Raw genomic sequence first — 25,114 nt, forward strand, 5'->3', positions numbered from 1 at the left:
CAGGCTCAAGGAGCCTGTTGGCCCAACTCGCGGATGTACATGATCAACTGCCATATCTGATGATCGTTCAAGTTCAATTTGTAGGGCGGCATCTCCGTACCCTGAGAACCGTTCTTGATGATCCAGAACATCTGCCCGTCGGTAACGTCCTTCATCGTCTCCGCGCAACTGAAATTACGCGGCGGCGGATTCAAGCCCGGAGCCATCATCCCCATCCCGTTGCCGCCAGGCCCATGACACACCTTGCAGGCGGTGGGTTGCGCGTCCGTGTGATACAAAGCCCGCCCGGCCTCCATGTGATTGGGCGTCGGCTTCAGCGGATTGGTCAACTTCTGGGCTTCATCGGGCGCCGCTTGCGTGAATCGTTCCTGCGGGCAGATTCCGTTACCTTCGAATCCTGTACCGTGGTGCAATTGATGTTGCATCCGGTGGCGCATTCGGTGTCCCATGCCCGCGGCTTCCGCCAGGACGCTCCACTCCACCCACAGACATAATGTCGCCAGACTCAATACAAACGAATAAATCATCCTGCGTTTTGTCATTGTTCAATCCCGTCAAAAATTCACAATTTTATATAATTTTTTCTGGCATCTTATTTCGTAAAATGGCGAATGTACAGAATCAATTGCCAGATTTCTTCATCGGACAATTCTTTATACGCAGGCATCGCCGTGCCGAACGAACCCGATTGGATGATCCAGAACATCTGACCGTCCGAAATTTCATTCATCGTGGTCTTGCAATGAAAATTTCGCGGCTCCGGCGCCAGGCGTTTGTATTCCGGTCCCTTCCCGTTGCCGTTCACGCCGTGGCAATCCTTGCAGGGCTTCGGTTTGGCGTCGAGATGGTACAGGGCCTCGCCCGCCCTGAAATTAACGGGAAGATCGTCCACAGGACTGCCCATTCTCATGTATTCCGGGGGCGCCCTTCGCGTGTTCCGTTTCTGGGGGCAGGTCCCCTGCATTTTGGCGCTCGGGTTCAATGAAAAAACCGGCCCCTGAGGACGCGACACATCCAGATCGCCATCCTTTTCCGACGCAGACGCGCCAAGAAGGAAGAAACAGACGATGCAGGTTCCCAGAACCTTCAGGTTGTTATTGTTTGTCATCAAGCGCTCTTCTTCGCAGAATCAAAATGCCAGAACCAGCCCCAGCACGCCGGTATGTTCCTTTTCCGTATGAGTCGACCGCACGGTCTCCAGATCGCCGGTGAACTCGAGCATGAGCTTGAAATTTCTCGCCATGAAATAGCTCAGGTTCGCCGTCACCGTATGCGCGTCGAGAGCCCTGTTTTCGTTGACCTGCGCGCGGTTGTACAACAAAGACCCGATCACATCTTCGTTGATCGTGTAAGTGGCTCCGACCAGCGCGCCCCAGGACTCGATCCGGCGTCCGTTTGAGAGACTGAAAGTCGGGTTGGAATCTTCTCCATACAAGACGCTCCCCCAGAGACCGAGATCGCCGGACAGGTTGAACTCAAATTTAGGCCCCACCCGAAAAAACTCGTTATTGACCGACTGGTTGTTGCGCTCGCGCCCGCTGTAACCGTATAACCCGACGCTCTGATCGCCGACGTCCAAACTAACCAAGCCGTAGAAATTCTTAAAATTATCCGAATCAAAATTTCGCTCGCTGTCCGCCAGACCGATTCCGTTGCCGTTGGCGATCGCCGTCACAATGCCCATGCTCACTCCGTCGGAAACGTCAAAACTGTAGGACACTTCCGCCGCGCGGTCATAGGTCAACTGAAAGCCGCTGTTACTCACCGCCGTGACAAAATACTGAAAGTCCTGAAAGGTCAGTCTCTGCTCGCGCGCAAACAGAATGTCGGACACCTGAAACTGCCCGACCCGCAAATCGAGGTCGACGTTCTTGAAGCCATCGTTGAAATAAATGAAAGCGTCTTCAACGCCTGCTACATCGCCGCGCTCGTTAAAAAGAAAATAAAAATAATAGCTGACGTTTTTGGTGATCGGCGCGCTGGACAAGAGTTTGATTGTGAACGGAGCCTGCAAATCGCTCGAGGTCGTGGTGTCGTTGCGCGTTCTAAAAAAAGAATCGGCGCGAATCGCAAGCGGCAGATGATCCAACAGTTGAAGTTTTTCGTCGCCGGTGTCCACTTCCTGCTTCGACAAATCTTCGCCCTGCATTCGGTAACCGTTGCCGGCGAAGGATTCGCCAAAGGCGTTCAATTTTGGAAACCCCACATGGCAGGCCATGCAACTGATTTTATAACGGCGGGCAAAAACGGGGATCGCATCAGCAGGGACTGCGATACTCTCAATAAAAAATACTCCCAGTAAAATAAAAACGCTTTTCAAATACCATGACATTCCGCCGTGTGTTCGCATGTTTTTTCTCCTCCAAGAAAAAAACCATTTTCACCTCTTTTTAAACGTGCGAATGAAATGGATCACGCTCCAGCCCTCCTCCTCATTGATATCTTTACCAACGCGGACGGGCATTCCCGTTCCCGGACTTCCATTCTTCAGCACCCACATCATCTCTCCGTCCGTTCGCAAATCCTGCCACTTGGCATCGGTGAAATCCCGCGGGGAATGTCCGGGCAACTTCACTCCCCGACCGTCCTTGCTGTGACAGGTCACGCACAAGCCCTTGCCGAAATACACCTCGCGCCCCTTTTCAATGCGCTCGGGAGTCGGGCGGTAAGGATTGTCCTGATCTTGAATTTTTTCAATGAGTTCCGCAGGCACGCGCGGAACATAGATATCGGGGTGAAAGGCATGAACCGAGGCCGGAGCGATGACCATCAAACAACAGAGAATCCGCCACGCCATTTTTTTCGACATAAAGACCGTCTCCTGAAAATGCCCTCCTCCCTCAAACAGGAGGAGGGCAAATAAACCAAGCAACCATTCTAATGACCGCCAGACATCTCAATTATTCCATTTCGCTTCAAAATTTCGTCGATCACGCTGGACGAATCTGCAGGCTCGGAACTGGCAACCTTCGGCGCGGACGACGGTGAGGAACCCGTTCCATGCATCGCTTCCCAGTGTCCCACCGATTGAGCGATCGACACCGAACCGTCCGGGATGGGCGCTCCATGCGGCCACAAATGAAAGATGATGCCGTCGGTCTTGCCCACATAGGCCGCAAGTTCCGCCTGTTCTTTCGGATCGGAGGGGTTGTGAATGGCGACGCGGCCCGTGGCGATTTCCTGTTCATGATCGTGCCAGTTCTGCTTGTGCGACCATTCGGGGATCACCTGGCGCGCCAATCGTTTGGAAACCATGTACTCGACTTCCGTCATGCGCGCGTTGGGATCGGTCGATTCAAATAAAATACATTGAATGATATCTGCATTGATGGGCTTGCAATAATGATGAAAGGGGCCGACCACCTCGCCATCCATCATATGCGGCGCAGAAACGTGAATGGTGTAGCCTTCCAATGGATTGGCCATGGCCTGCGAAACGGTCAGCGCCAACAGACCCGCTGTCGATAGACACACGCCCTTTACAATGCCTCTAAATTTCGTATACATGCCGCGCTCCTTGCTCAAGATGGTTTAAAAGTTTGGAATACCTTTATCCAAAAAGGAAAAACGTTCTTCTAACTTTCCCCAACCTATCCAACCAAAGCCCCCGGCAAGCCGGGCGCTGGAATCGCCGCGTGAATCCAAAACTCAGGAAACCGGCCCGCGCACCAGACGCAGAAAAGCGTCCTCGCCGGAAATCTTGTCCTGATAACTGCGTCCGCCTTCGTCCTTGTAAGACACCACAACCGCCTTGTTGTGTTTATCCTCGCTGGTCCAGGTGGACCAACCCGGTCCTTTCGGGAAAATGGTGTCGATGTAGATTTTATCGCCGTCTTTATCGACGTTGCGTTTGCGTCGATCGTACAGGGTCTGCGCTTCCTCCGGGGTGGGAAGCCGCCAGTCTGAATAACCTGCAAAGTTTTTATTGTTCATGCGCTGGGCATACTCATTGGCGGTGTACCAATTCACCCATTTGCCGTTCATTTGCCAGTAGTCTTCCTTGATCCACATCAACTTCGTTTCGATATTCAGTATCGAACCGTCGCCGTAATCCAGAAATTTCTGATCGCTGGAAACCTCCACGGGCTGACGTTTCTCATCCGCCCCCACAGGACCGGAAACGGCTAACAACGCGCAGGACGCGATGACGAAAAAACTCAAAATCCAAGGTCTGGAAAAACCATACCTCATAGTAGCCTCCCTACTCAAAATTGCAGGTGTATGGTATATTGAACTATCTATTTTCAGGGTTCAGTCATTCGTATTCTAACAATTACCTGGCATCCTGGCAATTAAAGGAATCTTTCCAAACCTTATTTTCTACTTCGGAAGGGCCGCCCTATGAAATCATTCAGACTGTCGTCTCTTTTCATCCTACTACTTACCGTTTTTGGGCTGTCTGTCCTTCACGAGCCGGTTTTCGCCAAGCCTTCGGACCAGGATCGCTGGAATAAAAAATACGGCACGGAAAAATTCATCTTTGGCAAACGACCGACGCGCTTCATCGAAAATAACTTCCAACTCCTGCCCAAAGGAAAAACGCTGGACATTGCTATGGGCGAAGGACGCAACGGCGTTTTTCTGGCGACCCAGGGTTTCGACGTCACCGGAGTGGATATCTCCGATGTGGGACTGGAAAAGGCGCGCCAACTCGCAGAAGCGAACGGCGTTACGATCCAGACAAAAGTCATGGACCTCGAAAACGACCCGCTCGAAAAAAACGCTTACGATCTCGTCGTCTGCACTTACTACCTGCAACGCGATTTGTTTGCGCAAATGAAGGAGGCGGTTCGACCCGGCGGCATGGTTCTGGTCGAAACCTACAACATGGACTACCTGAACTACGCGCGCTTCAACAAAAATTATCTGCTCGAAACCAACGAACTGCTGGAAGTGTTCAAGGATTTTAAAATCATTCGTTATGAAGCCTACGACGACGGCAAGGAAGCGTATTCGGCGATCATTGCGCAACGCCCTTGAACCTTTCGGATTGTGACTTCTGTTGAACGACTGTTCTTAACGCTGGCCAACGCCTTCCCCGTCTGGGTGATCGTCGGCGCGGCGCTGGCCCTTCTGGAACCGCAAACCGCGCTCTGGTTTCAACCGACCTGGATTCCTTTTTTTCTGAGCGTCATCATGCTCAGCATGGGCCTGACCCTCAACTGGAACGATTTCAAACAGGCACTGAAAGCGCCGCGCCTGCTGGCTCTCGGCGTCGGCCTGCAATACATCGTCATGCCCGCGCTGGGTCTGAGCGTTTCACTGCTCTTCCATCTCCCCGTCGATTACATGATCGGCATTGTGCTGGTCGCCTGTTGCCCCGGCGGAACCGCGTCCAACGTGGTGTGTTTCATCGCCCGCGCCAACGTCGCGCTGTCGGTCAGCCTCACCACCGTGTCCACCGTGCTGGCGGTGATCCTGACGCCTCTGCTAACGACCCTGCTCATAGAACCGCTTTCGAAAGAGTTGTCCGGCGTCTCTGTTCAGGTCGACACCTGGAGCCTGCTCGTCGACACCTTTCAAGTGGTCATCGTTCCTGTTGCCGCAGGCATCCTGCTGAACCGCTACTTCCATCGCGCCGTCAGGAAAATCAATCCCTACACGCCGCTTCTCGCCGTCCTGTCCATCGTATTCATCGTCGACTTCATCCTCGCCGCCAAGAAAGACGCCATCATCGAGACCGGGGCAACCTTGCTCTTCGCCGTTTTGACCTTGCACATTCTGGGATTCATTCTGGGTTTTGTTTTGACCCGCGCGATGGGCTACCAGCGTTGCGACGCGCAAACCGTGTCGATTGAGGTAGGGATGCAAAACTCAGGATTGGCGACGGAACTGGCGCGCTCCAATTTTCCCGCCTTTGGAATGGCGACCGTGCCCGGCGCGATTTCCGCCTTGTCGCATTGCATTCTGGGAAGCATCGTCGCCGGCCTGTGTCGCTGGGTGGAGGCGAAAGAAAAGAGAAGGAATGAAAAGTTTGAAGGATTGGAAGAACTCTGAAACGCTAGCCTGATTTTTTGACGGGAACGGCTTGAAATGCGAATCCAATCGCGAAGTTTTCAGGGGAAATCCGCATCGCCTGCTGATAAATCGCAGTCTTCAAAGCTCCAGCGAGGATCGGGGCTTCCGGGATTTCGCATTCGATCTGGAAACCCGAGGACTCCAGCAATTCGCGCGAGCTGGCGCGGGTGAAGAAACGCAGATGCGTGCGATCCATTATGCCCTCATCCTCATAACGCCAGCGCCCGCACAACAGGTTCAAACGATTGGTCCAGTAAGCGACATTCGGCAAGGAAACGATCAGACGCCCGCCTTCCTTCAAGGCGTCGGACGCAAGACGCAAAACGCGCTCCGGTTCGCGCAGATGCTCCAGCACGTCGGCAAAGACCACCGCGTCATAATCTCCATAGGCGACGACGTCGTTTTCCACGCAGGCCCGCCATAGATTTGCATAAGACTCCCGATACAGCATTCGATCCAGCGAGGCGTCGAGACCATCCACGCTCTCAGCCCTGCCGGACAAGGCGAGCGCCAGATGCCCCTGACCGCAACCCACATCGAGAACCCGGCTCCCCGGCGCGATCAGCGACGCCAGCAAATCGTATTTCAGCATGTGCGGAATCGCATTCTGTTACTTGCTCCCATTGCTTTCAGGGGGACGAATCAAATCCCAGGTCAGGGTCTGGTCGGAAAAAATCTGCGTTCGGGACACGCAACCGATCGCGCGTTCAAGCTGTCCCGGCTGGATACCCGTTCCCGGTCGCTTGACGCCGATCATCTCCCGCGTCAAGACGGTTCCCGGTTCGATGTCCACGAGCGCCGTCAGACTGCGCCGCGCCGATTGCTTGACCGGCTCCTCCTCCGGTTGGGATTCCTTGACCGCCTTCCCCAGGGTCTGGAAAATATTTTGGCTGAGCGTTTTGAGTTCGCGCAATTCTCCCGGCTCAATCGACAAGGGTTGATCCGGGCCGGGGAGTTTTCGATCCAGCGTGAAATGCTTTTCAATCATCGCCGCTCCCAGAGCCGTCGCCGCGAGGGCAGATGCAGAATCCATCGTATGATCGGAAAGCCCGACGGGAACGCCCAGCGTTTCGCGCAATAAAGGCAGGCAGTTCAGATTCATCTCTTCCCGCACAGCCGGGTAATGCGAAACGCAATGCAGAACCACCAGTCGCTCATTGCCCGCATCTCGAATGACCTGGGCCGCCGCTTTCGTTTCTGCAAGCGAGCTGGTTCCTGAGGAAAGAACCACCGGTCTCCCCAGTCGCGCCACGCGTTTCAAAAATTCATGATAGGTCAAATCCGGCGAGGCGATTTTAAAAGCGGGGCAACCCAGATCCGCCAGCATCTCCAGCGACTGATCGTCGAAAGGCGCGGAGAACAGCGGCAGATCCAGTTCTTTGGCCAGTTCGAACAGAGCCGCATACTCTTCTCTTTTTAACTCGTAGCGCTGAAAAAATTCATATTGATGGATGTTCGTCTCCGGGTGATCCGGGTCGCGCATCAAAGCCCGCCTCGACACCAGTTCCGTCGACACAAAGGTCTGCAACTTCACCGCGTCGGCCCCGTTTTCCTTGGCGGAACGCAACATGCGCTTGGCCAGTTCGACGTCTCCATTATGATTGAGACCCACTTCGGCGACAATCCAGGGCGCGACGCCGTCGCCCAGCGGCTGACCGCAAAAATCAAATGACAGATTGGAAGAGTTCATTATAGAAAAGGGAAAATTGTTAGATCCAGCAATCGTTGATTGAACAGACGCCGCAAGCTCGGCGCCCCACAGACACACTGTTTAATTTTTAACAAAGCGTTGAATATAACGACCGCAACCGGGGAACAGGGTTTCGAGTCGTTTTGCCCCATCCAGAGAAATCGGACGGAGCCACAGAAGAATCCCAAAAAATGATAGCAGATAAACGACGCCGCTCAAAATCACCGCGTCAATGCCCGCGCGGTATAAGACGGCGCCAGGCAGGGCCGCCAGCAGACACCAGCCGCCGCGCGTCAGCACGTCGGCGATCGTTGCGCGAATATCCAGTAATTTGCTCAAAGCGTATAAATGACGGGCAACGACGTAAACCATGGAAATCCCGGTGCCTGCAATCGCCCCGGTCGCACCATAGGCCGGGATCAGAAGAAAATTCAGGGCAAGATTCAGAACGCTCGCTTCGATGGTCGAACTCAAGGCGACCCCTCTTTGTTGCAAAGTAAACAACATGGAGTAAGTGAAATTGAGTCCAAGAAGCGTCTGCAAGCCCGCCAGCGATGCGAACAAAACCAGCATTCCCCCCGCTTCGGCGAACGCCTCGCCGTAAATGAAACGCAATATTGCTTCCGCATTGAAAATCACAAAGGCGTAAAACGGCGCCGTCAGAAAACAGGCGATGCCCATGATTTCGCGAAACAGATTCGACAATCCCTCGCGCGAATCCCTGGCGTGGCTTTCCGAAAAAAGAGCAAAGGCCATCGGCGAAACGCCCGCAAGCAAAAAAGCCAGCATACCGGTGAATCCCGTGACCAGATGATACAAGCCCACGCTTGCCGGGTCGATGCGAAAAACGTTCATCAAAACCACATCCGCCTGCGTCATCAATCCAAAACCCAACAGGCCCACCCAATAGGAACTCCAGGACAATCGCGCCGTCTCATCCAGCGGCGGACGCTTGCGCGGAGCCGCCCAGGAATCTCGGCTCCAGAACAGGTAAAGCAAAACGTTGACGCTGACAGAAATGACATAGGCCCATATCACCCCCGCCACGCCATAATCGAGAGCGATGAAAACAGCCGCCAGGCATAAATTCAAAAACGCGCATCCCGATTCTACCGATGCGATGAGTTTGTAACGCAATTGCGTCATGAACAGGGAACTCAACAGGGAGTCAATCGTGATCGCGGAAAAATAAAACAGCAGAGCGACGCGATGTTCGACCAGTTGAGGTTGACCGATGCTTTCAAAATAAGCAGGGATCAGGAAATAAAGCAGGATGCAAGCCAGCCCCGTCGACAGAAAGCGAACCCCCAGCAGGCAAGCGACCAGCCATCGCCCGAGAGAACCTTCGGGATCCTGCACATTCAATTCGGGTAATTTCTTATGCAGGGCGGATTCCAGACCCAGCGTGTTCAGCAATCGCGCAAAGACCGGGACCGCCAGCAAGGTCGCGTAGATTCCCAACAGTTCTTTGCCCAGGTATCTCGTGAGAAGGATGGAAAGCGCAAACAACTGCAGGTGAACAACGACTTTCCCCAGCGTGGTCCAGGGCAGGTTGGATAAGAAGCGGTTGAAGGGAGGCGCGGTCAAGGGGTCTCGGCTCGTTGGATTAATAACAGCGCTGGCACAAGGTTTGGGTTTTTTACGGGTCGGCGCTATAGTATTCGTCGGTATTCAACCCGACAATCTTAACATCGAAAGGAGACATCGCCCATGCCGACATTTAACGTCCTGATAGCCACCCAGTTCAACGATATCGCCGACGCGGCCCGAAGCGAAATCACAGATCGGCTGGGAGAACACGGTTTTGAGGCGATCCCCACCATCGACGGCATGTGGGAAATGGCCTGCGACGCTGAAGATGAAACCGACGCGAAAGACACCGCCATCGAAAAATTCGTCAACGTGTGCCGAACCTATCCCTTCGAATTGCGTTTGGTGGTCCAGTGCGGAAGCTCACAAATCGTCCGGCGTCGCAAACAATTCGAGCCGTGATCCCGGCGACCGATCATAAGCGGTGGGTGATATTTTCCTGGGCGATCATGAAGATATGCCGACCCTGCGGCGTCTCTACGGGGCCGTAAACAACGCCTTTATTGAGCGCCTGCCGCTTGCCCTCGGCGCGCAAATGCGCTTCAAACTCATGGTTATCGAAGGTGAAGTATTCCTGCGACGGCGATGAAAAACTGCCGGGCGAAAAATCTTCCCAGTTGAGGTCCAGCCAGCCCAGATTGCCGCCCTCGTCCTTCGACTTGCACAGGCTGTATTTTTCAGCGAGACGCATCAGCATTTTAACTCGCGGCACTTCGCCGCTGACCGCCTCGATGGTTTCCTTTAAAAGATTGGCCACATCTTCTTTTGCTACGACGATATGTCGTATTTGAACTTTGCGAGAACTCGCCATAATTTAATCACTCCAACGTTGCGTCGACAACCGGCGGAAATCCAGAGCGCTCCGCCGTTCAACCGGTCACTATTAAAAACGTATCATAGATGATTTCCCCAGCGGATTTCCAGAGAAAGAAAATGGCTCCGTTGATTCCTTCCGGGAACACAGTATGCTAGATTATCCCGACTTGATACCTTTTATTTAATCATACACCCGCGATTTCCATGCCGATCGACACGACCGCTCCCCTGATTCTCGCTTCCCAATCGCCGCGCAGAAAAGAATTGCTACGCGCAATCACGCCCGATTTCGATATCGTGCCGAGTCATGCGGAAGAGATCATCGACCCGACGCGCAACGCCGAAGAAAACGCATCGCATCTGGCGGAACTCAAGGCGCAATTTGTCGCCGCGCACTACCCGGACCGCTGGGTGCTGGGCGCCGACACGCTGGTCGTTCTCGGCGAGGAGATCATCGGAAAACCCAACGACGCCGCCCACGCAATGGAAATTCTGCGCTCACTGAGCGGTCAGGCGCATCGCGTCATCACCGGCGTTGCCATCGTTCACAATGAACAGGTCTTCAGCTCCGCGACGGTTTCTCATGTTCACATCAAACCCTTGAGCGCCGACGCAATTGAAAAATACGTCGCAACGGGAGAGCCTCTCGACAAGGCGGGCGCCTACGCCATTCAAGGCGAGGGAGCCGCGCTGGTCCAGCGTCATGAAGGCTCGTACGACAACATCGTCGGCCTGCCGCTCGACAGCGTTCGCCGCTTGTTAGAGCTTGCAAAGTTCCCCGCTCCCTAACGGTCTCCCTTAAAAAACCTTGACAAACAGGCCGAAATGGGATTTTCATAGCTCTTGATTTTTTAAAAATTGCTTGCGGAATCCCTGAAAACGCTTCTACAATGAACCATCGACAACGTCCCTCAATGCGACGGAGTATCAAAGGGTTTCGCTATGATTCCCCAATTACAGGAAAGATCGATCCATGATAAAGATTCACGGTTTTTGCCAGAAATGCGAAGCGCCCATTTTCCTGGAGTCCACCATGGACTCTTACGGCAATACGGTTGCGACCCTGCATTGCTGGAACGGACATTATAAATGGATCAACATAGAAAATATTGCGGAAGACCTTCCTGTAGAAACTCGCAACGACATCGTGACGCATATTTCATTTTTCAGCCTCGAATGATTCGCGTTTTCCAACTCCTGCTCTTCGGATTACTCAGCTCCTTCATTTTCACCGGCAACGGTTCAGCAGAAACCGCGCCCCCGGCGCCGCAGGGCATGGTTTACATCCCTGCAGGCTACGCGCAAATCGGCGATTCTTCCGGCCCGAAAGACGCGCGCCCCATGCATTTCGTATCGACCTCGGCTTTTTTCATCGACCGCTACGAAGTCAGCAACGCCAAGTATCGCCAGTTCATACAGGCAACCGGACGCCAGACCCCGAAGTATTGGGACGATGAACGATTCAACGCCCCCGACCAACCGGTCGTTGGCGTGAGCTGGCACGACGCCATGGCCTATGCCCAATGGCGAGGCGGTCGACTGCCCACCGAAGCGGAATGGGAAAAAGCCGCGCGCGGAAGCGACGACCGGGAATATCCCTGGGGCAAAAAATGGGACAAGGGCTTCGCGTTTTACTTCGTCAATATTTTTGGTGAAACAGACCAGTTCCGTTTCACCGCGCCCGTCGATTATTACCAGACGGGAGTCAGCCCTTACGGCGTCTACAATATGGCGGGCAATGTCTGGGAATGGTGCCTCGACTGGTACGATCCGCAATACTACCGCAACAGTCCTGAATTCGATCCCGAAGGCCCGATCCAGCCCACGCTGATGAAATCCCTGCGCGGCGGTTCCTGGGCCAACTCCATCGACGGCGTCCAGATCATCCGGCGCGCGCGCAATCATCCCGACACTCAAAATGAAATCTACGGTTTCAGAACCGTGATCCCCATCAGGTGACAGCCCCCGGCGAATCCCCTCCCGGCAAAGGCAGGGTGTTTGCGTGGTCGCTTTACGACTTCGCGAACACCATCTTTTCCATGAACGTGATCTCGCTGTATTTTGCCCTGTGGGTGACCGTGGATCGAAACGGCGCCGATATTTTATACGGCGCGGCCTTGTCCCTTTCCATGCTGGCAGTCGCGGTCAGCGCTCCGCTGTTCGGCGCGATGTCCGACCGGAGCGGCAAACGCCGCGCCCCGCTGATCGCCTTCACCCTGCTATCGGTCGCAGGCACCGCGCTGATCGGGATGACGGACAATCTATGGCTCGGCCTGCTCGCCTTCATCTGCGCCAATTACTGCTACCACGCCGCGCTGGTGTTTTACGACGGCATGCTTCCCTGGGTGGCGCGCGGCGCCAACGTCGGCAAGATCTCCGGCTACGGCGTTTCCCTCGGCTATCTCGGCGCCATCGTCGGCCTGCTCGCGGTGCGTCCCTTTGTCGAAGTCGGCGGACGTCCCGCCGCCTTTCTGGTGACCGCCGTGCTGTTTCTTGCGTTTGCCATTCCCTGTTTCCTATTCGTCAGCGACCCGCCGCGTCCCGCAAACGCCGCGCCGCAAGGGACGTCCTTCAAAGAAGCGTTCATCACTCTGAAAAAAACCTGGCTCGAGATTCGCAATTACCGGCTCGTCTTCAAATTTCTCATGGTGCATTTTTTGATCCTCGACGTGGTCAACACCATCATCGCCTTCATGTCGGTTTACGCGAACAAGGTCATGGGATTTTCCGACGCGCAAATCAATACCTTTCTCATCACGTCGACCGTCGCCGCGATGCTGGGGTCGCTCCTGATCGGCTGGCTCTGTCAGCGAAAAGGCCCGGAAACCGTCTACGCGCTGGTGCTCTGGATCTGGGTGGCGGCGCTCGCGCTCGCTGTCGCCAGCCCAACGCAAGCGGTGTTCTGGTGCGTCGGACCGTTGGCGGGAATCGGCATGGGCGGCATCTGGACCGTGAGCCGGGCCTTGTTGATCCAATGGGCGCCGCCGGAAAAATTATGCGAGCTGTTTGGTTTTTATGGAATGGCCGGAAAAATGGCGTCGATACTCGGGCCCTTGTTGTGGGGCGGCATTGTCTGGCTTCTCAGCGCTTACCCGGAAATGAAATACCGCGCCGCGGTGTTCTCTCTGATGATTCTTGCGCTCGGAAGCATTGTTTTGTACCGGAGTTTGATCCGCGAATTCAAACCCACTTCGACGCCATCCTGACGCCCCTCTCAGAAATAACAAATCGGTTGACAGGGCGAGGGGTTCCCCTATAGTTTAGAATGAATTCAAAGCGTTCAATTATAAGCCATATAGCTATTTTGAGAGAGGTCCCATGAACTTGATCCCTAATGTAAAACCTCTGACTATTTCAATTCTTGCCCTGAGCGTCGCCTTCACCAGCGGTTCCGTTTTTGCGCATTCCGGTCACAAGCATGAAGAGGGACCGACCATATCCATTCCTGAAGTTGTCGCCAAGGTCAACGAGACCAACATCACCCGGGAAACCATCGCCCAGCAACTGAAAAAGGCGATCGCTAAATATAAACAACGCGGCATGCCGCTGACGCCCGATCAGGAAAAAACGGCGACCAAAAAATTGATCAACGACGAAATCGACCGCACTCTGCTCCTGCAAAAAGGAACGGAGCTTGGCATTGAAGTCAGCCACGATCAGGTTTCGGCGCGTATCGACGAGATCAAATCTCAATTTGAATCGGACACCGTCTTTGGTCACACCCTGGCGAGCGAAGGCATCACCCTGAAACAATACGCCGCTCAGTTGCGAGACGATCTGATTCTGGAGAAGGTGATTGGCAAGGAAGTGGAACCGCGCATCAAGGTGAGCGATGAAGAAATCAAAAACTATTACGAGACGAATAAAAGCCGCTTCACCACGCAACCGCAACGGCGCGCCAGCGTTCTGTTGATTCGTATCCCTAAAAATTCCGGCTCTGCAGGCGAAGCCAGCGCGCTTAAAAAGATGCAGTCCATACAGGAACAAATCAAAAATGGCTCCGACTTCGCAGACCTAACAAAACGCTTTTCGAATGACAGTCTGGCGAGCAAAGGCGGCGACCTGGGCTATTTCAACCGCAAGCAAATGTTTGCGCCTTTTTCCAGCCGCGCATTCGATATGAAAGTGGGAGAGGTCAGCGATATCTTCAAGACCGCCCACGGCTTCCATCTGCTGAAGGTGACGGATGCTAAAGAAGGCGCGGATCAATCGCTTGAGGAAGTCCGGGAATCCATCATGGCCTCGATCAAGCAAAGCAAAACGAATCAGGCCATGCAGGGCTACCTGGAATCATTGAAGAAAAAGGCGGATATACAAGTTTACTTCTAGGAAGGGGAGGGAAAACGCTCGCGGCGTTTCAATCGGGAATCGCCGCCGGGAAACCCGGGTGAATGCCCCGAAGTCTGGACGGCTCAAAATGAAGGGGAATGGGGCCGGATCATCCGACCCACAGATCACTTCTTTTTCTTGTCTTTTTTCCCTTTGCCGCCCAGTTCCGCCAGTTTGCGTTTAACGATTTTTCCCTTATCACGGTCAAAATCCACTTTCAGATAGATCGTATTTTCAAATGCCTTGTATACGACGCCTTCCTTCTTTTTGCCAGCAAAGTCAAATTTTACCTTGTCTCCAACTTTCATCGTTTCCTCTCAAATGAACGCAGGGAAAGCGTCGCCTTCCCGGTTGCCACTGTATTTCGGGCTAATAGAAAAGGAGTAGACTAGTGGAAAACCGCCCTGGAGTCAATGCTTTCTTTTCCAACGATCTGCGTCGCAAACCCGCACATAGCCCTGAGAAACAGGCGCCTCTGCCGCTTTCCAAACGATCATGACCGGCAATTCAGACAAAATTTTCGTTGAAGTCGCATTCAATCTGCCCCTGCCCTCTCCTTTCACCTATTCCGTTCCTGTAGGATTGAAAGATCGGGCGCTTCCGGGGATGCGGGCGCTCGCTCCCTTCGGCGCGCGCAGGATCACCGGCTTCATCGTCGCCGTCAAATACCAATGCGATTCTGGGTTTGAAGTCAAACCCCTCGAAGACCTCCCCGACAACATCCCGGCGCTTTCCGAATCCATGCTCGATCTGACTCGATGGCTGGCGGATTATTACCAGTGCGCATGGGGAGAAGCCATCGCCGCGGCAATTCCAGCCGGGTTGGATGAAGCGGGAGAAGACATATTTTCTCTGACAGAAACGGGAATGGAGGCGTTCCAAAGTTCTGCCTCCAGCGATTCCGACCGCGCATTGCTGGAAGTCCTGCGTGAGCGACCGGGCAGTTCCCGCAAACAACTCCAGCGCCGCCTCGGCGCAAACTTCAACGCGCGCGCGCTGAATAAATTCAAATCACGGGAATGGATTCGCGCGCAATCAAAAATAACCCGCAAATCCGTCGACTATCACAATGAAAAATTTGTTCGCGCCCTGCCCGGCCCGTCTCCCGAAGCGACGGAAACCGCGTTGAAGCGCAGTCCCCGACAGCTGGGCCTGCACCGCTTGCTCAGTCAACGCGAATACAGCCTGACCGAACTGAAACAGATCGACCCCGGATACGCCGCGCCGCTTCGTCAATTGAAGGATAAAGAACTCGCCGTCACTGAAACGCGCAAGGTGCGCAAGGCTTCGCCCTGGGATTTCCTCGACGAATCACCGCGCAAGGAAACCCCTCCGAAATTAACGCCGGAGCAGGAAACCGCCTGCAAACCCCTTCTGGCCGCTATCGACAAGGGAGCGTTTCAGAGCTTTCTCATACAAGGCGTCACCGGGAGCGGAAAGACCGAGATTTATCTTCGATGCATTCAGCGGGCGCTCGAAGATGGCAAAACCGCAATCATGATGGTGCCGGAAATTTCCCTCACCCCGCAAACCGCAGAACGTTTCCGCCTGAGATTCGGCAACCGCATCGCCATCCTGCACAGCGGTCTGTCGCGGCAGGAGAAATTCGACGAGTGGAATAAAATTCAAACCGGGCAGGTGTCCATCGCGCTTGGCGCGCGTTCTTCCGTGTTTGCGCCCCTGACCAATATCGGCGTCATCGTCATCGACGAAGAGCACGACGGCTCCTACAAACAGGATTCGACGCCGCGCTATCACGCTCGCGACGTCGCCTTGATGCGCGCAAAGAATCAGGGCGCCGTCGTCATTCTCGGCACGGCGACGCCATCGCTGGAATCGCATAAGAACGCGGTGACCGGAAAATACCAGCGTCTGGTGTTGACACAGCGCGTGAACAACCGCCCCATGCCCTGGATTCAGATCGTCGACATGCGCCAGGAGAAAGAAGAGCGCAGGAATTACTCCATTTTCTCCATCGCTCTGAAAAACGCCATCCGCGACCGGCTGGACAACGGCGAACAAACCTTCCTGTTTCTCAACCGTCGCGGCGCCGCGAATTACGTCTTCTGCAAGGAATGCGGATACGTCTTCGATTGCTCCCGTTGCTCGGTCTCGATGACCTTTCACAGCGAAGACAACAAGATGCGCTGTCATTACTGCAACGGCTTCGCGCGCATCCCGCGCTCCTGCCCGGACTGCAAGGGAGAGATCATCAAATTTCAGGGCTTCGGCACGCAAAAACTCGAAGCTGAAACGCGACGCCTGTTCCCCGGCGCTCGCGTGTTCCGACTCGACCGCGACACGGCGAAGAACGCCTCTGTATTTGAAACCATGCGCGACAAACTGAACGCGCAGGAGATCGACATCCTCATTGGAACGCAGATGATCGCCAAGGGTCACGACTTCCCCAACGTCACCCTCGTCGGCGTGACGCTTGCCGACCTTTCCCTGAACGTCCCGGATTTCCGCTCTTGCGAGCGCACCTTTCAACTGGTCACGCAGGTCGCCGGGCGCGCCGGACGCGGCGATATTCCCGGCAAGGTCATTGTGCAGACCAACAGCCCCGATCATTTCGTATTCCCCTGCATCCAGAACCAGGACTTCGACGCCTACGCGGAAAAAGAACTCGATCTGCGCAAAAAACTGCGTTACCCTCCCTTCGTTCGCACGGTATCTCTGGAAATCGAAGATGCCAATGAACAACGCGGAGCCGAAACTGCGCGGCGCTTGCGCAATCTGTTGAAGGGAGCCTTGACCTCTTTTTCCGACGTCGATCTGCTCGGCCCGGCGCCTGCGGTTCTGTATAAAATCAGCATGAAATACCGCTGGCGTTTGTTGATTCGCGCCGCGACGTCGCAAACGCTCCAGCGGTTTTTGCGTTATGCGCAGGAACAACGCGACCTGAAAAAAGCCGTTCAATCCGGCAGTAAGTTATCCATCGACGTCGATCCCATCAACCTCCTCTAATCGCGACGGAAGACGTTCACTTGAATTCATTCAACGAGGTTTCATGAAGCCATTAAGAAATTTATACGACTGGGTATTGCGTTGGTCGTCCACGCCCTACGCCCTGCCCGCTCTCGCCGTTATTTCATTTGTTGAATCGTCTTTCTTCCCGATTCCGCCCGACGTGCTTCTGATCGCGATGGTTGCGGCGGTTCCGTCCGGCTGGGTGCGTTATGCGTTGGTCTGCTCCGTCGCCTCGGTGCTGGGCGGCATGTTCGGCTACCTGATCGGTTTTTCGTTCATGGAATTGATCGGCAACCAGATCGTACAGTTTTATCATTTTCAGGAAAAATTCGACAAGATCGCCGGACTGTTCCAACAATACGAGGCCTGGGCGGTTGCGGCGGCGGGCTTCACGCCGCTTCCCTACAAAGTATTCACCATCGCCGCGGGCGCCTTCGAAATCAATTTCCCGATCTTTGTTCTGGCGTCGGCGTTCAGTCGATCCGCGCGCTTCTTTCTCGTGGCCTACCTACTCTACAAATTTGGCCCTGCGATACGAGCGTTGATCGAAAAATATTTCAATATTTTCAGCATCGTGTTTTTTGTGCTTTTATTTCTCGGCTTTTATCTTTTAAAATTTGTGCTCTAGGAGGCGCCCAGCGATGAGCGAACATGTGATCGTTTTCATGACCGCCGGTTCCAGCGAAGAAGCGCAGAAAATCAGCCGCGGACTGGTGGAAAACAAACTGGCCTACTGCGTCAACACGGTCCCGTCGATCCAGTCCACCTACTTCTGGGAGGGCAAGGTCTGCACCGACGAAGAGCTGTTGCTCATCGCCAAAACGCGCGCCGACGCCTTCGACAACTTGAAGGCCTGGGTCCTCGACGCTCATAGTTACGACGTCCCGGAAATCGTCGCCATTCCCATCGCCGCCGGACTCGAAAGTTACCTGAAATGCGTCGACGACTGGACCGGGAAAGGCTGACATGAAACTCCGGCGCGCAAACAGGGACTGGGAACTTCGCTCCAGCCGGATCACGCCGGAATCCGTGTTCATGAACCGCCGCGCCTTCATGCAGGGCAGTCTGTGGGCGGCGGGCGCCGCGCTCGGAACCTTGTCGGGCTGTTCATCCGATTCACCCATGATGCAAGCGCCGGAGCCTTCGATGACGGCGCTGGAACAAAGGCTCTATCCCGCCACGCGCAATAGCGGTTATGCGCTCGATCGCCCGATCACCGAGCCGAAAATTGCCGGTAGCTATAATAATTTTTTTGAATTTGGAGAAGACAAGGGCGAGATTCAATTCAACGCCGCGAAGCTGGAGACGCGGCCCTGGACGCTGGAGATCAGCGGACTCGTCAACAAGCCACAGATCTACGACCTCGACGATTTACTGAAACAATTTCCGCTTGAAGAGCGCTTGTACCGTTTGCGATGCGTCGAGGCCTGGGCGATGGCTGTTCCATGGACGGGCTTCCCCTTGAACGAATTGTTGCGTCGGGCCGAGCCGAAATCCAGCGCGACGCATGTCCGCTTCCTGTCCTTTTACAATCCGGTTGTCGCCTCAGGCCAGCGCATGTTCTGGCGCCCCTGGCCTTACGCCGAAGGTTTGACTCTGCCGGAAGCGATGAACGAACTCAGCTTTCTCGCCACTGGGGTTTACGGCAAGCCCTTGCCCAAACAACACGGCGCGCCCCTGCGATTGCTGGCGCCCTGGAAGTACGGTTATAAGAGCGCCAAGTCGATTGTTCGGATTGAAGTGATCGATTTTCGACCGCCGACCTTCTGGTCGACCCTGCAGGGGCTGGAGTATAATTTCAGCGCCAACGTCGACCCAGACGTTCCTCATCCGCGCTGGTCGCAGGCCAGCGAGAAGATGATCGGCACGGGCGAGATTTTCCCCACCCAGCTTTATAACGGCTATCAGAAATATGTAGCGGGGCTATATACCTGACGCTTCAGGACTGCAATTCCAGAAACGAAGTTATTTTCCTGTCGTATCCATCTGAAAAGCGGTTGTTGCGGTCGATGAGTATCGACGCCAGACCCGCTCTGCGCGCGCCCTCCACATCGGTGCGCACCTCGTCGCCGATATGACAGGCGTTCTCCGGCGCGGCGCCGCTCAAGCGCAGGGCTTCCGCGAAGATCATTGAATCGGGCTTGGCGGAACCCACCACCGCCGAGGGCAGAATGAAATCAAAATAGGAAGCCAGCCCGACGTTTTCCAGCGTCGCCGTCAATCGGGAATCCCAGTTGGAGATGACGCCGAGAGCGACGCCCCGCGCCTTTAAATCGGGAAGGATGTTGGATGCGAGCACATCGTCGAAGATATGCCAGTAGTCTTTCTTTTTGAAGGCTTCGAAAATAATTTCAAAGTACTCGTCGAAATTCTTCACGCCGCCAAACTCGTCGAACACCTTGCGCACCAGAACGCTCCAGAATTCGCGTTCTGCCGCATCGCCGGAATTGGAACCCAAGGACTCGATACCGCCCATGCGTTTCCATTCCTTGCGAAACTGATCGTTCAAGGGTTCCACCGGCCCCTCGTAGCCGAAAGACCGCGCATACTTGGCGTAGACCGCGCCGACGGATGGAGTCACCTTGAGCAAGGTGCCGCCCACGTCAAAAAATACCGCCTGATATTCGTAAAGACTCTTCATAATTCCTCCCGTAAACATTGGAGTTAAGATGAAGCGTCTTCACAAATCGATTCGAGCGACTAGCGCCCTTGCTGGAATAATCCGATCACGCCCGCCATCGCCGCCGACACGCCGACGATGAGTATAAAAAACATTCCCGCATAATGACCGCCGAACAATTCCATCCAGAATCCGCGGTTCATGATAATGGTCCAATAAAATATGAAGAAATAGGACATCAGAAATCCTAATTTGTAGCGTCCCTGGATCAGGCAAAAAAAGCTGACGCCCATCAAAATCGTCAGTTGACCCAGAGGCATCACAGAAGACGCGTCTGAATATAATTGCGCTAAGCTTGCCGTCGTTTCCATTACATAACTCCTTGAGTAATCACTTCCGATTCAACGATTTCATACACCTTGCTGAAAGCGGTTCCCGCCAGGGAACCAATAGAGAAAAGCAATTCCGGCGCCGTTCTATCACCCCGGATCGCGCGAATAGCACAAGACACTGAAAACCCGCGGATTAAAATTTCAAAGAATCATTCGAGGACATCAGGCCAGAGCAACGCTTGGAAGGGATACGAACATAAAGTTTGAACAATGGTAAAAAAATCATACCGGGAAGACAGAGCGCGAGCTACGCGAACAAGCATCCGCGAAAACCTTGCGGGGTGAGGGTAAGCGGGATGGATAGGGAGGATTAGAAAATATCAAACGCCCGGGTGGGCCTGGCTCCAGTCGAGCGCTTCCTGATAATCTTCGGCGGTGTCGATCTCGAAACAACCGGGCTGATCGATCGCCCAGAAATGAATTTCGTTAGACTGGGCAAAATCAGAGAAGGGAATTTCCCACAGCGTCTTTTCATAGGCCGCTTCATTTGCGTAATACATTTCGGTGAAGCGCGACGCCGCCTCGCGATTCAGCTTGAAAAAACCAATCGCCTCGCCGCCAAATTTGTAATCCGTTTTCTCCTGTTCCGTCAGCAAGCGCTTGGTGATGAATGCGGATATCACGCCGTTGTCTTTCAGAAGAACCTTGGCGCATTCGGCGTCATTGATGTCCGCTGAGACGACGGCAAACGAGTTGGCATGAGACCGCTCAACATAATCAAGGAAAGTCTCTTGCGGATAGTATACGTCTCCGTCCAGAATCACCACATCCTGATCGGTGCGCTTCAATCCCAATACCAGCGACAGCGTATTGCCAGTGGTGCGATACACTTTGTTGTCGATGAATTCGAGAGGCAAATCCAGATTCAGACCGAGCGCGTAATCCCTGACTGCGTCGTGGTTATGCCCCAGAACCAGCACAGCCTTCGCAACGCCCAGGGCCTGCAAACTTTTCAGGTGGCGGGACAGAAGCGTTTCATTGCCGAAGGGTAGAAAGCTTTTGTGCGCCAGATCATCTCGCCCCAGGCGGGAACCATAACCCGCCAATAAAATCACCGCTTGCATGGAACTGGCCATGCCGATTATTTACAAAAGGCCCAGAAGGCCGCCATCGGTTCATCCGTGCAAAATCGTTTGAACTTCAACAGCGTGTCCAGTCCGTCGCCGGTTCGCTCGACATTGCTGGGTTCGTCAATGAAATCGCCCCAGCCTTCTTTATTCTTATTGTCGATCAACCAGCGAACGCCTTTTTCGATCACCGGAGCGTATTTCTCTTTTTCTTTAAATGTGTCGGATACCAGCATCAGACAACGACACGCATCCATCGTGTGATCCATATTCTCGCTGTCCCAGGAACCGTTCGCCGCCTGTTCAACAACCAGGCTCTCCGCCGCCTCCAGACACATTTTACCGGCAAAGGATATTTTATCCATGAAATAAGCGGGCACCAGCGTGTACTGCATCAAATGTCCCGTCGTCTCGATCCCGGCAGGGTGGAAGGTCTCGTCTTTCCAGATGCCCGAATCTCTCTGCCAGTTGGCGATGTATTCAAAACCCCGAAGCCGCGCATTATTGATGCGCTCGTCGTCCTGCCTGTCCAGCATGACCTGATAAATGGTCTGGAACACCGTGACGGAGCACGTGGTGTCGAGATGCGACCATTCCGGGTCCGCCCAGTGACCGTCTTCTTCCTGCGTTGTCAGCACGTATTCCATCGCCCGGTCCACCGCCGCCGCTATATTCGGATCCCGCAAAATCTGATTGCCTCTGCACAGTTTCAGCCCGACAAAGGTTGTGATCCACATCGAAGTTTTATTATCATGCGACTGCTTCGACCAACCACCGTCAGGATTTTGCACCTTGACGCATTCGCGGAAATCGTCGCCGCGTTCCTTCGTCAGGTTCAGGTGCAGGATACAACGCAATATATGTTCCAACACTTCCATGTCTTGAGGGCCTTGCAACAGGCTCCATTCATTTTTCTTTGAGTCCACATAATTCCATTCGTGCTGGATCATGCGATCGAGTTCCTGCGGGTCAATACTGGTCGCGATGCTTGTCATGGTTGCCCTTATAGTTAATTAAATTTTCTGGAGAAAATGAGGGGATCGTCTGATTAACAGATTTACAAAAAGGAGATTATAGTACGTATGAAAAAGCGGCGTCAACGACAAATCCAAGAGGATTAAACAAGAGAGAGCGTTAGCGGGGAATTATTCCATGACTTTGGAAAATTTTCGGGATACCCAGCCCTTTTTATTTTTGCCATACTCAATTTGGAACCATTCTTTTTCCTCTTTGACATGAGGGTACTTGGAACCTTTGGGCGCTTTGCTCAGAATTTTTCCTTCGCGCGAGGGACGGTCGCGAATGAGCAAGGGACTGGACTTCGTGGTAACGACGACCCACTTCTGTTTTTCGATGACGGGAGCGGGCGCAGGCCCCGGCGAGGTCATAGGCTCGGGCACAACGGGCGCCGCAGGCGCAGGCTCCGATGCCGCCATCGCGTCCGGCATCGCGGGGATCGGCTCCGGCTCCATCACGGGTTCAGGTTCTGTAAGTTCTGGTTCCTCCGCCGCCATCAGGTCTGACAATGCAGGAATTTCCTCCGCCATCATATCTGGCATAGCGGGATCGACTGCCGTTAATTGTTCAGGCATTGTCTCCATCACAGGCTCCGAAGAAACAGGGTCCGCGGCCGTCAGCGGATCGGGCATCGCGGGCGCCCCGGACTCCGCTTTCAATTCCTTGATTTTAGCGCGGGCTTCGTCGGAATTGCCCGGGCTGTCCGGGAATCGCTCCAGAAAATCTTCGTAAGCTTCCAGGGTATTGACGTTTTTCGCTTCCATGAAAATCTGGTCCTGCAACATTTCAATCTGAAAGCCCAGTTTTTCCTTGTCTTTCGCGTTGGACAATTCCGTCGCCCGGTTCAGTTTATTGATCGCCTCGTCGTACTCGTGATTGTCCGCATCCAGCGTGGCCTGAAATTGCAAGGCATTGCGCAGATTGTTTTTGACGACCCCATCGTTCGGCTCAATACTCAACGCGGTCTCGAATTCTGAGATCGCCTGGGGAATCTGGTCGTTGGCGTAATAAGCCAGGCCCAGGTTATTACGCGCTTCAAAAGAGCGCGGATTGTTCTTCAGAAATTCGTTCCAGAATTTAATCGCTTCCAGAATATGCCCTGCGCCCTGCAACTGAAGCGCTTGAGAATACAACTCCTGGTCAGTAGCGGACAATTGCTCCGGCGGCGTATCAAGGAGATTGCCCGGAAGGTTTGCGCACGCAAAAAACAGCGTAAAAATCAGCGGGGAAAAGAAACGGAATGCAGGGGTGAAAACTTTTAAATAGTTGAGCTTCATAGCTTTCAATATACCTTAATTTGAATTTTCGTCAATATCTCTTGACTTGAGACATTTTTAAAGTAATCTGAACAAGCAACTTCACTGGGGGCGTTTTTTTAAACTGAGAGTCCAGCAATGGATAACCCCTAGCACCTGATCTGGATAATGCCAGCGAAGGAAAGTGATTTTGTTGAACGCTCCACTTGAAGCTGCATACCTGTCACAGGTCTGCGGCTTTTTTCATTTGAACAGGAAATCACAGTTTGCTCTTAATTATCAATGGTAAAGAACGAGAAATCCACTCTAGCTCCACTATCGACGAATTGCTAGCGGAACTTGAGTTGACCGCCCCCCATATCGCCGTCGCCCTCAACCAGCAAGTCGTCCCAAGAGGGAAACGTCAATCGACCCTTTTGAATGAAGGCGACCGCGTAGAGATTGTTCATGCCGTTGGCGGCGGTTGCCGCTAGGGGAATTCAACACTAAAGGCTCTTTAATGAATCGAAAAGAATCAACAGAACTTAAAATTGGCGACCGGACTTTCAAGTCCCGTTTGATCGTTGGCACCGGGAAGTACGCCTCATTCGAACAGAACCGCGAAGCGCTGGAAGCCTCCGGCGCCGAAATGGTCACCGTCGCGGTTCGACGCATTGAACTGGACAAAAGCAAGGACTCGATCCTGAATTTTATCGACCCGAAAAAATATCACTTACTGCCCAACACGGCGGGTTGCTACTCCGTCAAGGAAACCGTGATGACCTGCCAGCTGGCGCGCGAAGCCGGACTGGGAAATATGGTGAAGGTCGAAGTCATTGGCGATGAAAAAACCCTGTTCCCGGACAACGAAGCCACGCTCGAAGCCTCTGAAATTCTGATCAAGGACGGTTTTCAGGTGCTTCCCTACTGCTCCGACGACGTGATCCTCTGCAAAAAACTCGAGGCCATCGGTTGCTCGGCGGTCATGCCGCTGGCGGCTCCCATCGGTTCGGGACTGGGCGTGTGCAACCCCTACACCATCAAACTGATACTCGAAGCCGTGAACATTCCCGTCATTGTCGACGCCGGAGTGGGCACCGCCTCCGACGCCTGCAAGGCGATGGAGCTTGGAGTCGACGGCTTGCTGATGAACACGGCGATCGCCGGGGCGCAAAACCCGCTGAAAATGGCGCGCGCCATGAAACTGGCGACCGAAGCCGGGCGACTGGCTTATGAAGCGGGACGCATACCGCGCAAACTCTACGCTTCTGCCAGCAGTCCTCTGGAGGGGATGATAGATATTTGAACAGCGACGCCAGAGAGACGGTTTTTTTTCAGGCCCTGAAACTTTACGTTATCACCGACCGGTC

Annotated in this window: 30 protein-coding genes and 1 riboswitch; of the genes, 14 read left to right on the forward strand and 16 right to left on the reverse strand. The window is 53.9% G+C overall.

From position 1 onward, the window contains the following. Window positions 1-5: 5 nt before the first annotated feature. The 6 genes from G3M78_00470 to G3M78_00495 form a co-directional block, all read right to left on the reverse strand. Entirely contained in the window at window positions 6-527 is a 522-nt protein-coding gene (locus G3M78_00470; GenBank protein ID QPJ66716.1) for a c-type cytochrome, read from the reverse strand. Window positions 528-592: 65 nt separating this feature from the next. After that, window positions 593-1,108 (reverse strand): cytochrome c, encoded by a 516-nt coding sequence (locus tag G3M78_00475; protein QPJ63962.1) that lies wholly within the window; start codon window positions 1,106-1,108, stop codon window positions 593-595. A 21-nt stretch (window positions 1,109-1,129) separates the two neighbouring features. Beyond that, window positions 1,130-2,350, reverse strand: coding sequence for a hypothetical protein (locus G3M78_00480; GenBank protein QPJ63963.1), 1,221 nt, complete (start codon window positions 2,348-2,350; stop codon window positions 1,130-1,132). A gap of 30 nt (window positions 2,351-2,380) precedes the next feature. Then, window positions 2,381-2,809 carry a cytochrome c gene (locus G3M78_00485; GenBank protein QPJ63964.1) on the reverse strand — a complete coding sequence of 143 codons (429 nt, stop codon included), beginning with the start codon at window positions 2,807-2,809 and terminating at the stop codon, window positions 2,381-2,383. A 68-nt stretch (window positions 2,810-2,877) separates the two neighbouring features. Next, window positions 2,878-3,507 (reverse strand): OBAP family protein, encoded by a 630-nt coding sequence (locus G3M78_00490; protein QPJ63965.1) that lies wholly within the window; start codon window positions 3,505-3,507, stop codon window positions 2,878-2,880. Window positions 3,508-3,648: 141 nt separating this feature from the next. Next, complete coding sequence (locus G3M78_00495; protein ID QPJ63966.1) at window positions 3,649-4,191, reverse strand: DUF1566 domain-containing protein; 543 nt, start codon at window positions 4,189-4,191, stop codon at window positions 3,649-3,651. A 150-nt stretch (window positions 4,192-4,341) separates the two neighbouring features. On the opposite strand from G3M78_00495, the gene G3M78_00500 reads away from it, so the two are divergent. Both G3M78_00500 and G3M78_00505 read left to right on the forward strand, forming a co-directional pair. Next, window positions 4,342-4,980: a class I SAM-dependent methyltransferase gene (locus tag G3M78_00500; GenBank protein QPJ63967.1), complete on the forward strand. Its 639-nt coding sequence runs from the start codon at window positions 4,342-4,344 to the stop codon at window positions 4,978-4,980. Window positions 4,981-4,992: 12 nt separating this feature from the next. Beyond that, window positions 4,993-5,997: a bile acid:sodium symporter family protein gene (locus G3M78_00505; protein ID QPJ63968.1), complete on the forward strand. Its 1,005-nt coding sequence runs from the start codon at window positions 4,993-4,995 to the stop codon at window positions 5,995-5,997. 4 nt (window positions 5,998-6,001) lie between these two features. Here the strand turns inward: G3M78_00505 and G3M78_00510 are convergent, their stop codons facing one another. The 3 genes from G3M78_00510 to G3M78_00520 form a co-directional block, all read right to left on the reverse strand. Next, window positions 6,002-6,610 (reverse strand): class I SAM-dependent methyltransferase, encoded by a 609-nt coding sequence (locus G3M78_00510; GenBank protein ID QPJ63969.1) that lies wholly within the window; start codon window positions 6,608-6,610, stop codon window positions 6,002-6,004. Window positions 6,611-6,628: 18 nt separating this feature from the next. Beyond that, a complete protein-coding gene (locus G3M78_00515) occupies window positions 6,629-7,708 on the reverse strand; it encodes a hypothetical protein (protein ID QPJ63970.1) in 1,080 nt (359 codons plus the stop codon). Window positions 7,709-7,789: 81 nt separating this feature from the next. Further along, the gene (locus G3M78_00520) at window positions 7,790-9,295 is read right to left on the reverse strand and encodes a polysaccharide biosynthesis protein (GenBank protein ID QPJ63971.1); all 1,506 of its coding nucleotides are present in this window, start codon (window positions 9,293-9,295) and stop codon (window positions 7,790-7,792) included. 123 nt (window positions 9,296-9,418) lie between these two features. Here G3M78_00520 and G3M78_00525 point away from each other — a divergent pair, with 123 nt between their 5' ends. Then, window positions 9,419-9,700 carry a hypothetical protein gene (locus G3M78_00525; GenBank protein QPJ63972.1) on the forward strand — a complete coding sequence of 94 codons (282 nt, stop codon included), beginning with the start codon at window positions 9,419-9,421 and terminating at the stop codon, window positions 9,698-9,700. Between the two features lie 13 nt (window positions 9,701-9,713). Here G3M78_00525 and G3M78_00530 read toward each other — a convergent pair whose 3' ends face one another. Next, window positions 9,714-10,109 (reverse strand): hypothetical protein, encoded by a 396-nt coding sequence (locus tag G3M78_00530; GenBank protein QPJ63973.1) that lies wholly within the window; start codon window positions 10,107-10,109, stop codon window positions 9,714-9,716. Between the two features lie 209 nt (window positions 10,110-10,318). Between G3M78_00530 and maf the strand changes: the two genes are divergently transcribed. The 5 genes from maf to G3M78_00555 all read left to right on the forward strand — a co-directional run bounded on the left by maf (window position 10,319) and on the right by G3M78_00555 (window position 14,443). Beyond that, window positions 10,319-10,903 carry a septum formation protein Maf gene (gene maf / locus G3M78_00535; protein QPJ63974.1) on the forward strand — a complete coding sequence of 195 codons (585 nt, stop codon included), beginning with the start codon at window positions 10,319-10,321 and terminating at the stop codon, window positions 10,901-10,903. Window positions 10,904-11,087: 184 nt separating this feature from the next. Further along, the gene (locus tag G3M78_00540) at window positions 11,088-11,294 is read left to right on the forward strand and encodes a hypothetical protein (GenBank protein QPJ63975.1); all 207 of its coding nucleotides are present in this window, start codon (window positions 11,088-11,090) and stop codon (window positions 11,292-11,294) included. Then, window positions 11,291-12,073, forward strand: a complete 783-nt coding sequence (locus G3M78_00545; GenBank protein ID QPJ63976.1) for a formylglycine-generating enzyme family protein — start codon at window positions 11,291-11,293, stop codon at window positions 12,071-12,073. Before G3M78_00540 ends, G3M78_00545 begins: the two co-directional genes overlap by 4 nt. Before the next feature lie 80 nt (window positions 12,074-12,153). Then, window positions 12,154-13,320 (forward strand): MFS transporter, encoded by a 1,167-nt coding sequence (locus G3M78_00550; GenBank protein QPJ66717.1) that lies wholly within the window; start codon window positions 12,154-12,156, stop codon window positions 13,318-13,320. Window positions 13,321-13,432: 112 nt separating this feature from the next. Continuing rightward, the gene (locus tag G3M78_00555) at window positions 13,433-14,443 is read left to right on the forward strand and encodes a hypothetical protein (protein QPJ63977.1); all 1,011 of its coding nucleotides are present in this window, start codon (window positions 13,433-13,435) and stop codon (window positions 14,441-14,443) included. A gap of 125 nt (window positions 14,444-14,568) precedes the next feature. On the opposite strand, the gene G3M78_00560 is transcribed toward G3M78_00555, so the two are convergent. Further along, window positions 14,569-14,751 (reverse strand): hypothetical protein, encoded by a 183-nt coding sequence (locus tag G3M78_00560; GenBank protein ID QPJ63978.1) that lies wholly within the window; start codon window positions 14,749-14,751, stop codon window positions 14,569-14,571. 187 nt (window positions 14,752-14,938) lie between these two features. Between G3M78_00560 and priA the strand changes: the two genes are divergently transcribed. From priA to msrP, 4 genes are read left to right on the forward strand one after another with little or no spacing between them, the layout of a single operon-like run. Beyond that, complete coding sequence (gene priA / locus G3M78_00565; protein ID QPJ63979.1) at window positions 14,939-17,410, forward strand: primosomal protein N'; 2,472 nt, start codon at window positions 14,939-14,941, stop codon at window positions 17,408-17,410. 43 nt (window positions 17,411-17,453) lie between these two features. After that, the gene (locus G3M78_00570) at window positions 17,454-18,041 is read left to right on the forward strand and encodes a DedA family protein (protein ID QPJ63980.1); all 588 of its coding nucleotides are present in this window, start codon (window positions 17,454-17,456) and stop codon (window positions 18,039-18,041) included. A gap of 13 nt (window positions 18,042-18,054) precedes the next feature. After that, window positions 18,055-18,378 (forward strand): divalent-cation tolerance protein CutA, encoded by a 324-nt coding sequence (locus G3M78_00575; GenBank protein ID QPJ63981.1) that lies wholly within the window; start codon window positions 18,055-18,057, stop codon window positions 18,376-18,378. A 1-nt stretch (window position 18,379) separates the two neighbouring features. Continuing rightward, a complete protein-coding gene (msrP, locus tag G3M78_00580; protein QPJ63982.1) occupies window positions 18,380-19,348 on the forward strand; it encodes a protein-methionine-sulfoxide reductase catalytic subunit MsrP in 969 nt (322 codons plus the stop codon). Between the two features lie 4 nt (window positions 19,349-19,352). Here msrP and G3M78_00585 read toward each other — a convergent pair whose 3' ends face one another. From G3M78_00585 to G3M78_00605, 5 genes are all read right to left on the reverse strand, one after another. Further along, window positions 19,353-20,054, reverse strand: coding sequence for an HAD-IA family hydrolase (locus G3M78_00585; protein QPJ63983.1), 702 nt, complete (start codon window positions 20,052-20,054; stop codon window positions 19,353-19,355). 59 nt (window positions 20,055-20,113) lie between these two features. Then, window positions 20,114-20,404 carry a hypothetical protein gene (locus G3M78_00590; GenBank protein ID QPJ63984.1) on the reverse strand — a complete coding sequence of 97 codons (291 nt, stop codon included), beginning with the start codon at window positions 20,402-20,404 and terminating at the stop codon, window positions 20,114-20,116. Window positions 20,405-20,745: 341 nt separating this feature from the next. Continuing rightward, window positions 20,746-21,489: an NTP transferase domain-containing protein gene (locus tag G3M78_00595; GenBank protein QPJ66718.1), complete on the reverse strand. Its 744-nt coding sequence runs from the start codon at window positions 21,487-21,489 to the stop codon at window positions 20,746-20,748. A 17-nt stretch (window positions 21,490-21,506) separates the two neighbouring features. After that, complete coding sequence (locus tag G3M78_00600; GenBank protein ID QPJ63985.1) at window positions 21,507-22,487, reverse strand: terpene cyclase/mutase family protein; 981 nt, start codon at window positions 22,485-22,487, stop codon at window positions 21,507-21,509. A 150-nt stretch (window positions 22,488-22,637) separates the two neighbouring features. After that, complete coding sequence (locus tag G3M78_00605; protein ID QPJ63986.1) at window positions 22,638-23,663, reverse strand: tetratricopeptide repeat protein; 1,026 nt, start codon at window positions 23,661-23,663, stop codon at window positions 22,638-22,640. A 199-nt stretch (window positions 23,664-23,862) separates the two neighbouring features. Then, a riboswitch (TPP riboswitch) is annotated at window positions 23,863-23,965 on the forward strand. A gap of 66 nt (window positions 23,966-24,031) precedes the next feature. Here G3M78_00605 and thiS point away from each other — a divergent pair. Both thiS and G3M78_00615 read left to right on the forward strand, forming a co-directional pair. Then, a complete protein-coding gene (gene thiS / locus G3M78_00610) occupies window positions 24,032-24,238 on the forward strand; it encodes a sulfur carrier protein ThiS (protein QPJ63987.1) in 207 nt (68 codons plus the stop codon). Window positions 24,239-24,264: 26 nt separating this feature from the next. Beyond that, window positions 24,265-25,050 carry a thiazole synthase gene (locus G3M78_00615; GenBank protein ID QPJ63988.1) on the forward strand — a complete coding sequence of 262 codons (786 nt, stop codon included), beginning with the start codon at window positions 24,265-24,267 and terminating at the stop codon, window positions 25,048-25,050. The last annotated feature ends 64 nt before the right edge of the window (window positions 25,051-25,114 follow it).

Origin of the sequence: Candidatus Nitrohelix vancouverensis, assembly GCA_015698305.1 — a bacterium.
Classification (GTDB): Bacteria; Nitrospinota; Nitrospinia; order Nitrospinales; family VA-1; genus Nitrohelix; species Nitrohelix vancouverensis.

Excerpts from the sequence above, each read along its gene's own strand:
- G3M78_00470 (QPJ66716.1), bottom strand. The coding sequence starts at position 527 with ATGATTTATTCGTTTGTATTGAGTCTGGCGACATTATGTCTGTGGGTG.
- G3M78_00475 (QPJ63962.1), bottom strand. The coding sequence starts at position 1,108 with ATGACAAACAATAACAACCTGAAGGTTCTGGGAACCTGCATCGTCTGT.
- G3M78_00480 (QPJ63963.1), bottom strand. The coding sequence starts at position 2,350 with ATGCGAACACACGGCGGAATGTCATGGTATTTGAAAAGCGTTTTTATT.
- G3M78_00485 (QPJ63964.1), bottom strand. The coding sequence starts at position 2,809 with ATGTCGAAAAAAATGGCGTGGCGGATTCTCTGTTGTTTGATGGTCATC.
- G3M78_00490 (QPJ63965.1), bottom strand. The coding sequence starts at position 3,507 with ATGTATACGAAATTTAGAGGCATTGTAAAGGGCGTGTGTCTATCGACA.
- G3M78_00495 (QPJ63966.1), bottom strand. The coding sequence starts at position 4,191 with ATGAGGTATGGTTTTTCCAGACCTTGGATTTTGAGTTTTTTCGTCATC.
- G3M78_00500 (QPJ63967.1), top strand. The coding sequence starts at position 4,342 with ATGAAATCATTCAGACTGTCGTCTCTTTTCATCCTACTACTTACCGTT.
- G3M78_00510 (QPJ63969.1), bottom strand. The coding sequence starts at position 6,610 with ATGCTGAAATACGATTTGCTGGCGTCGCTGATCGCGCCGGGGAGCCGG.
- G3M78_00515 (QPJ63970.1), bottom strand. The coding sequence starts at position 7,708 with ATGAACTCTTCCAATCTGTCATTTGATTTTTGCGGTCAGCCGCTGGGC.
- G3M78_00525 (QPJ63972.1), top strand. The coding sequence starts at position 9,419 with ATGCCGACATTTAACGTCCTGATAGCCACCCAGTTCAACGATATCGCC.
- G3M78_00530 (QPJ63973.1), bottom strand. The coding sequence starts at position 10,109 with ATGGCGAGTTCTCGCAAAGTTCAAATACGACATATCGTCGTAGCAAAA.
- maf (QPJ63974.1), top strand. The coding sequence starts at position 10,319 with ATGCCGATCGACACGACCGCTCCCCTGATTCTCGCTTCCCAATCGCCG.
- G3M78_00540 (QPJ63975.1), top strand. The coding sequence starts at position 11,088 with ATGATAAAGATTCACGGTTTTTGCCAGAAATGCGAAGCGCCCATTTTC.
- G3M78_00545 (QPJ63976.1), top strand. The coding sequence starts at position 11,291 with ATGATTCGCGTTTTCCAACTCCTGCTCTTCGGATTACTCAGCTCCTTC.
- G3M78_00550 (QPJ66717.1), top strand. The coding sequence starts at position 12,154 with ATGAACGTGATCTCGCTGTATTTTGCCCTGTGGGTGACCGTGGATCGA.
- G3M78_00555 (QPJ63977.1), top strand. The coding sequence starts at position 13,433 with ATGAACTTGATCCCTAATGTAAAACCTCTGACTATTTCAATTCTTGCC.
- G3M78_00560 (QPJ63978.1), bottom strand. The coding sequence starts at position 14,751 with ATGAAAGTTGGAGACAAGGTAAAATTTGACTTTGCTGGCAAAAAGAAG.
- priA (QPJ63979.1), top strand. The coding sequence starts at position 14,939 with ATGACCGGCAATTCAGACAAAATTTTCGTTGAAGTCGCATTCAATCTG.
- G3M78_00570 (QPJ63980.1), top strand. The coding sequence starts at position 17,454 with ATGAAGCCATTAAGAAATTTATACGACTGGGTATTGCGTTGGTCGTCC.
- G3M78_00575 (QPJ63981.1), top strand. The coding sequence starts at position 18,055 with ATGAGCGAACATGTGATCGTTTTCATGACCGCCGGTTCCAGCGAAGAA.
- msrP (QPJ63982.1), top strand. The coding sequence starts at position 18,380 with ATGAAACTCCGGCGCGCAAACAGGGACTGGGAACTTCGCTCCAGCCGG.
- G3M78_00585 (QPJ63983.1), bottom strand. The coding sequence starts at position 20,054 with ATGAAGAGTCTTTACGAATATCAGGCGGTATTTTTTGACGTGGGCGGC.
- G3M78_00590 (QPJ63984.1), bottom strand. The coding sequence starts at position 20,404 with ATGGAAACGACGGCAAGCTTAGCGCAATTATATTCAGACGCGTCTTCT.
- G3M78_00595 (QPJ66718.1), bottom strand. The coding sequence starts at position 21,489 with ATGCAAGCGGTGATTTTATTGGCGGGTTATGGTTCCCGCCTGGGGCGA.
- G3M78_00600 (QPJ63985.1), bottom strand. The coding sequence starts at position 22,487 with ATGACAAGCATCGCGACCAGTATTGACCCGCAGGAACTCGATCGCATG.
- G3M78_00615 (QPJ63988.1), top strand. The coding sequence starts at position 24,265 with ATGAATCGAAAAGAATCAACAGAACTTAAAATTGGCGACCGGACTTTC.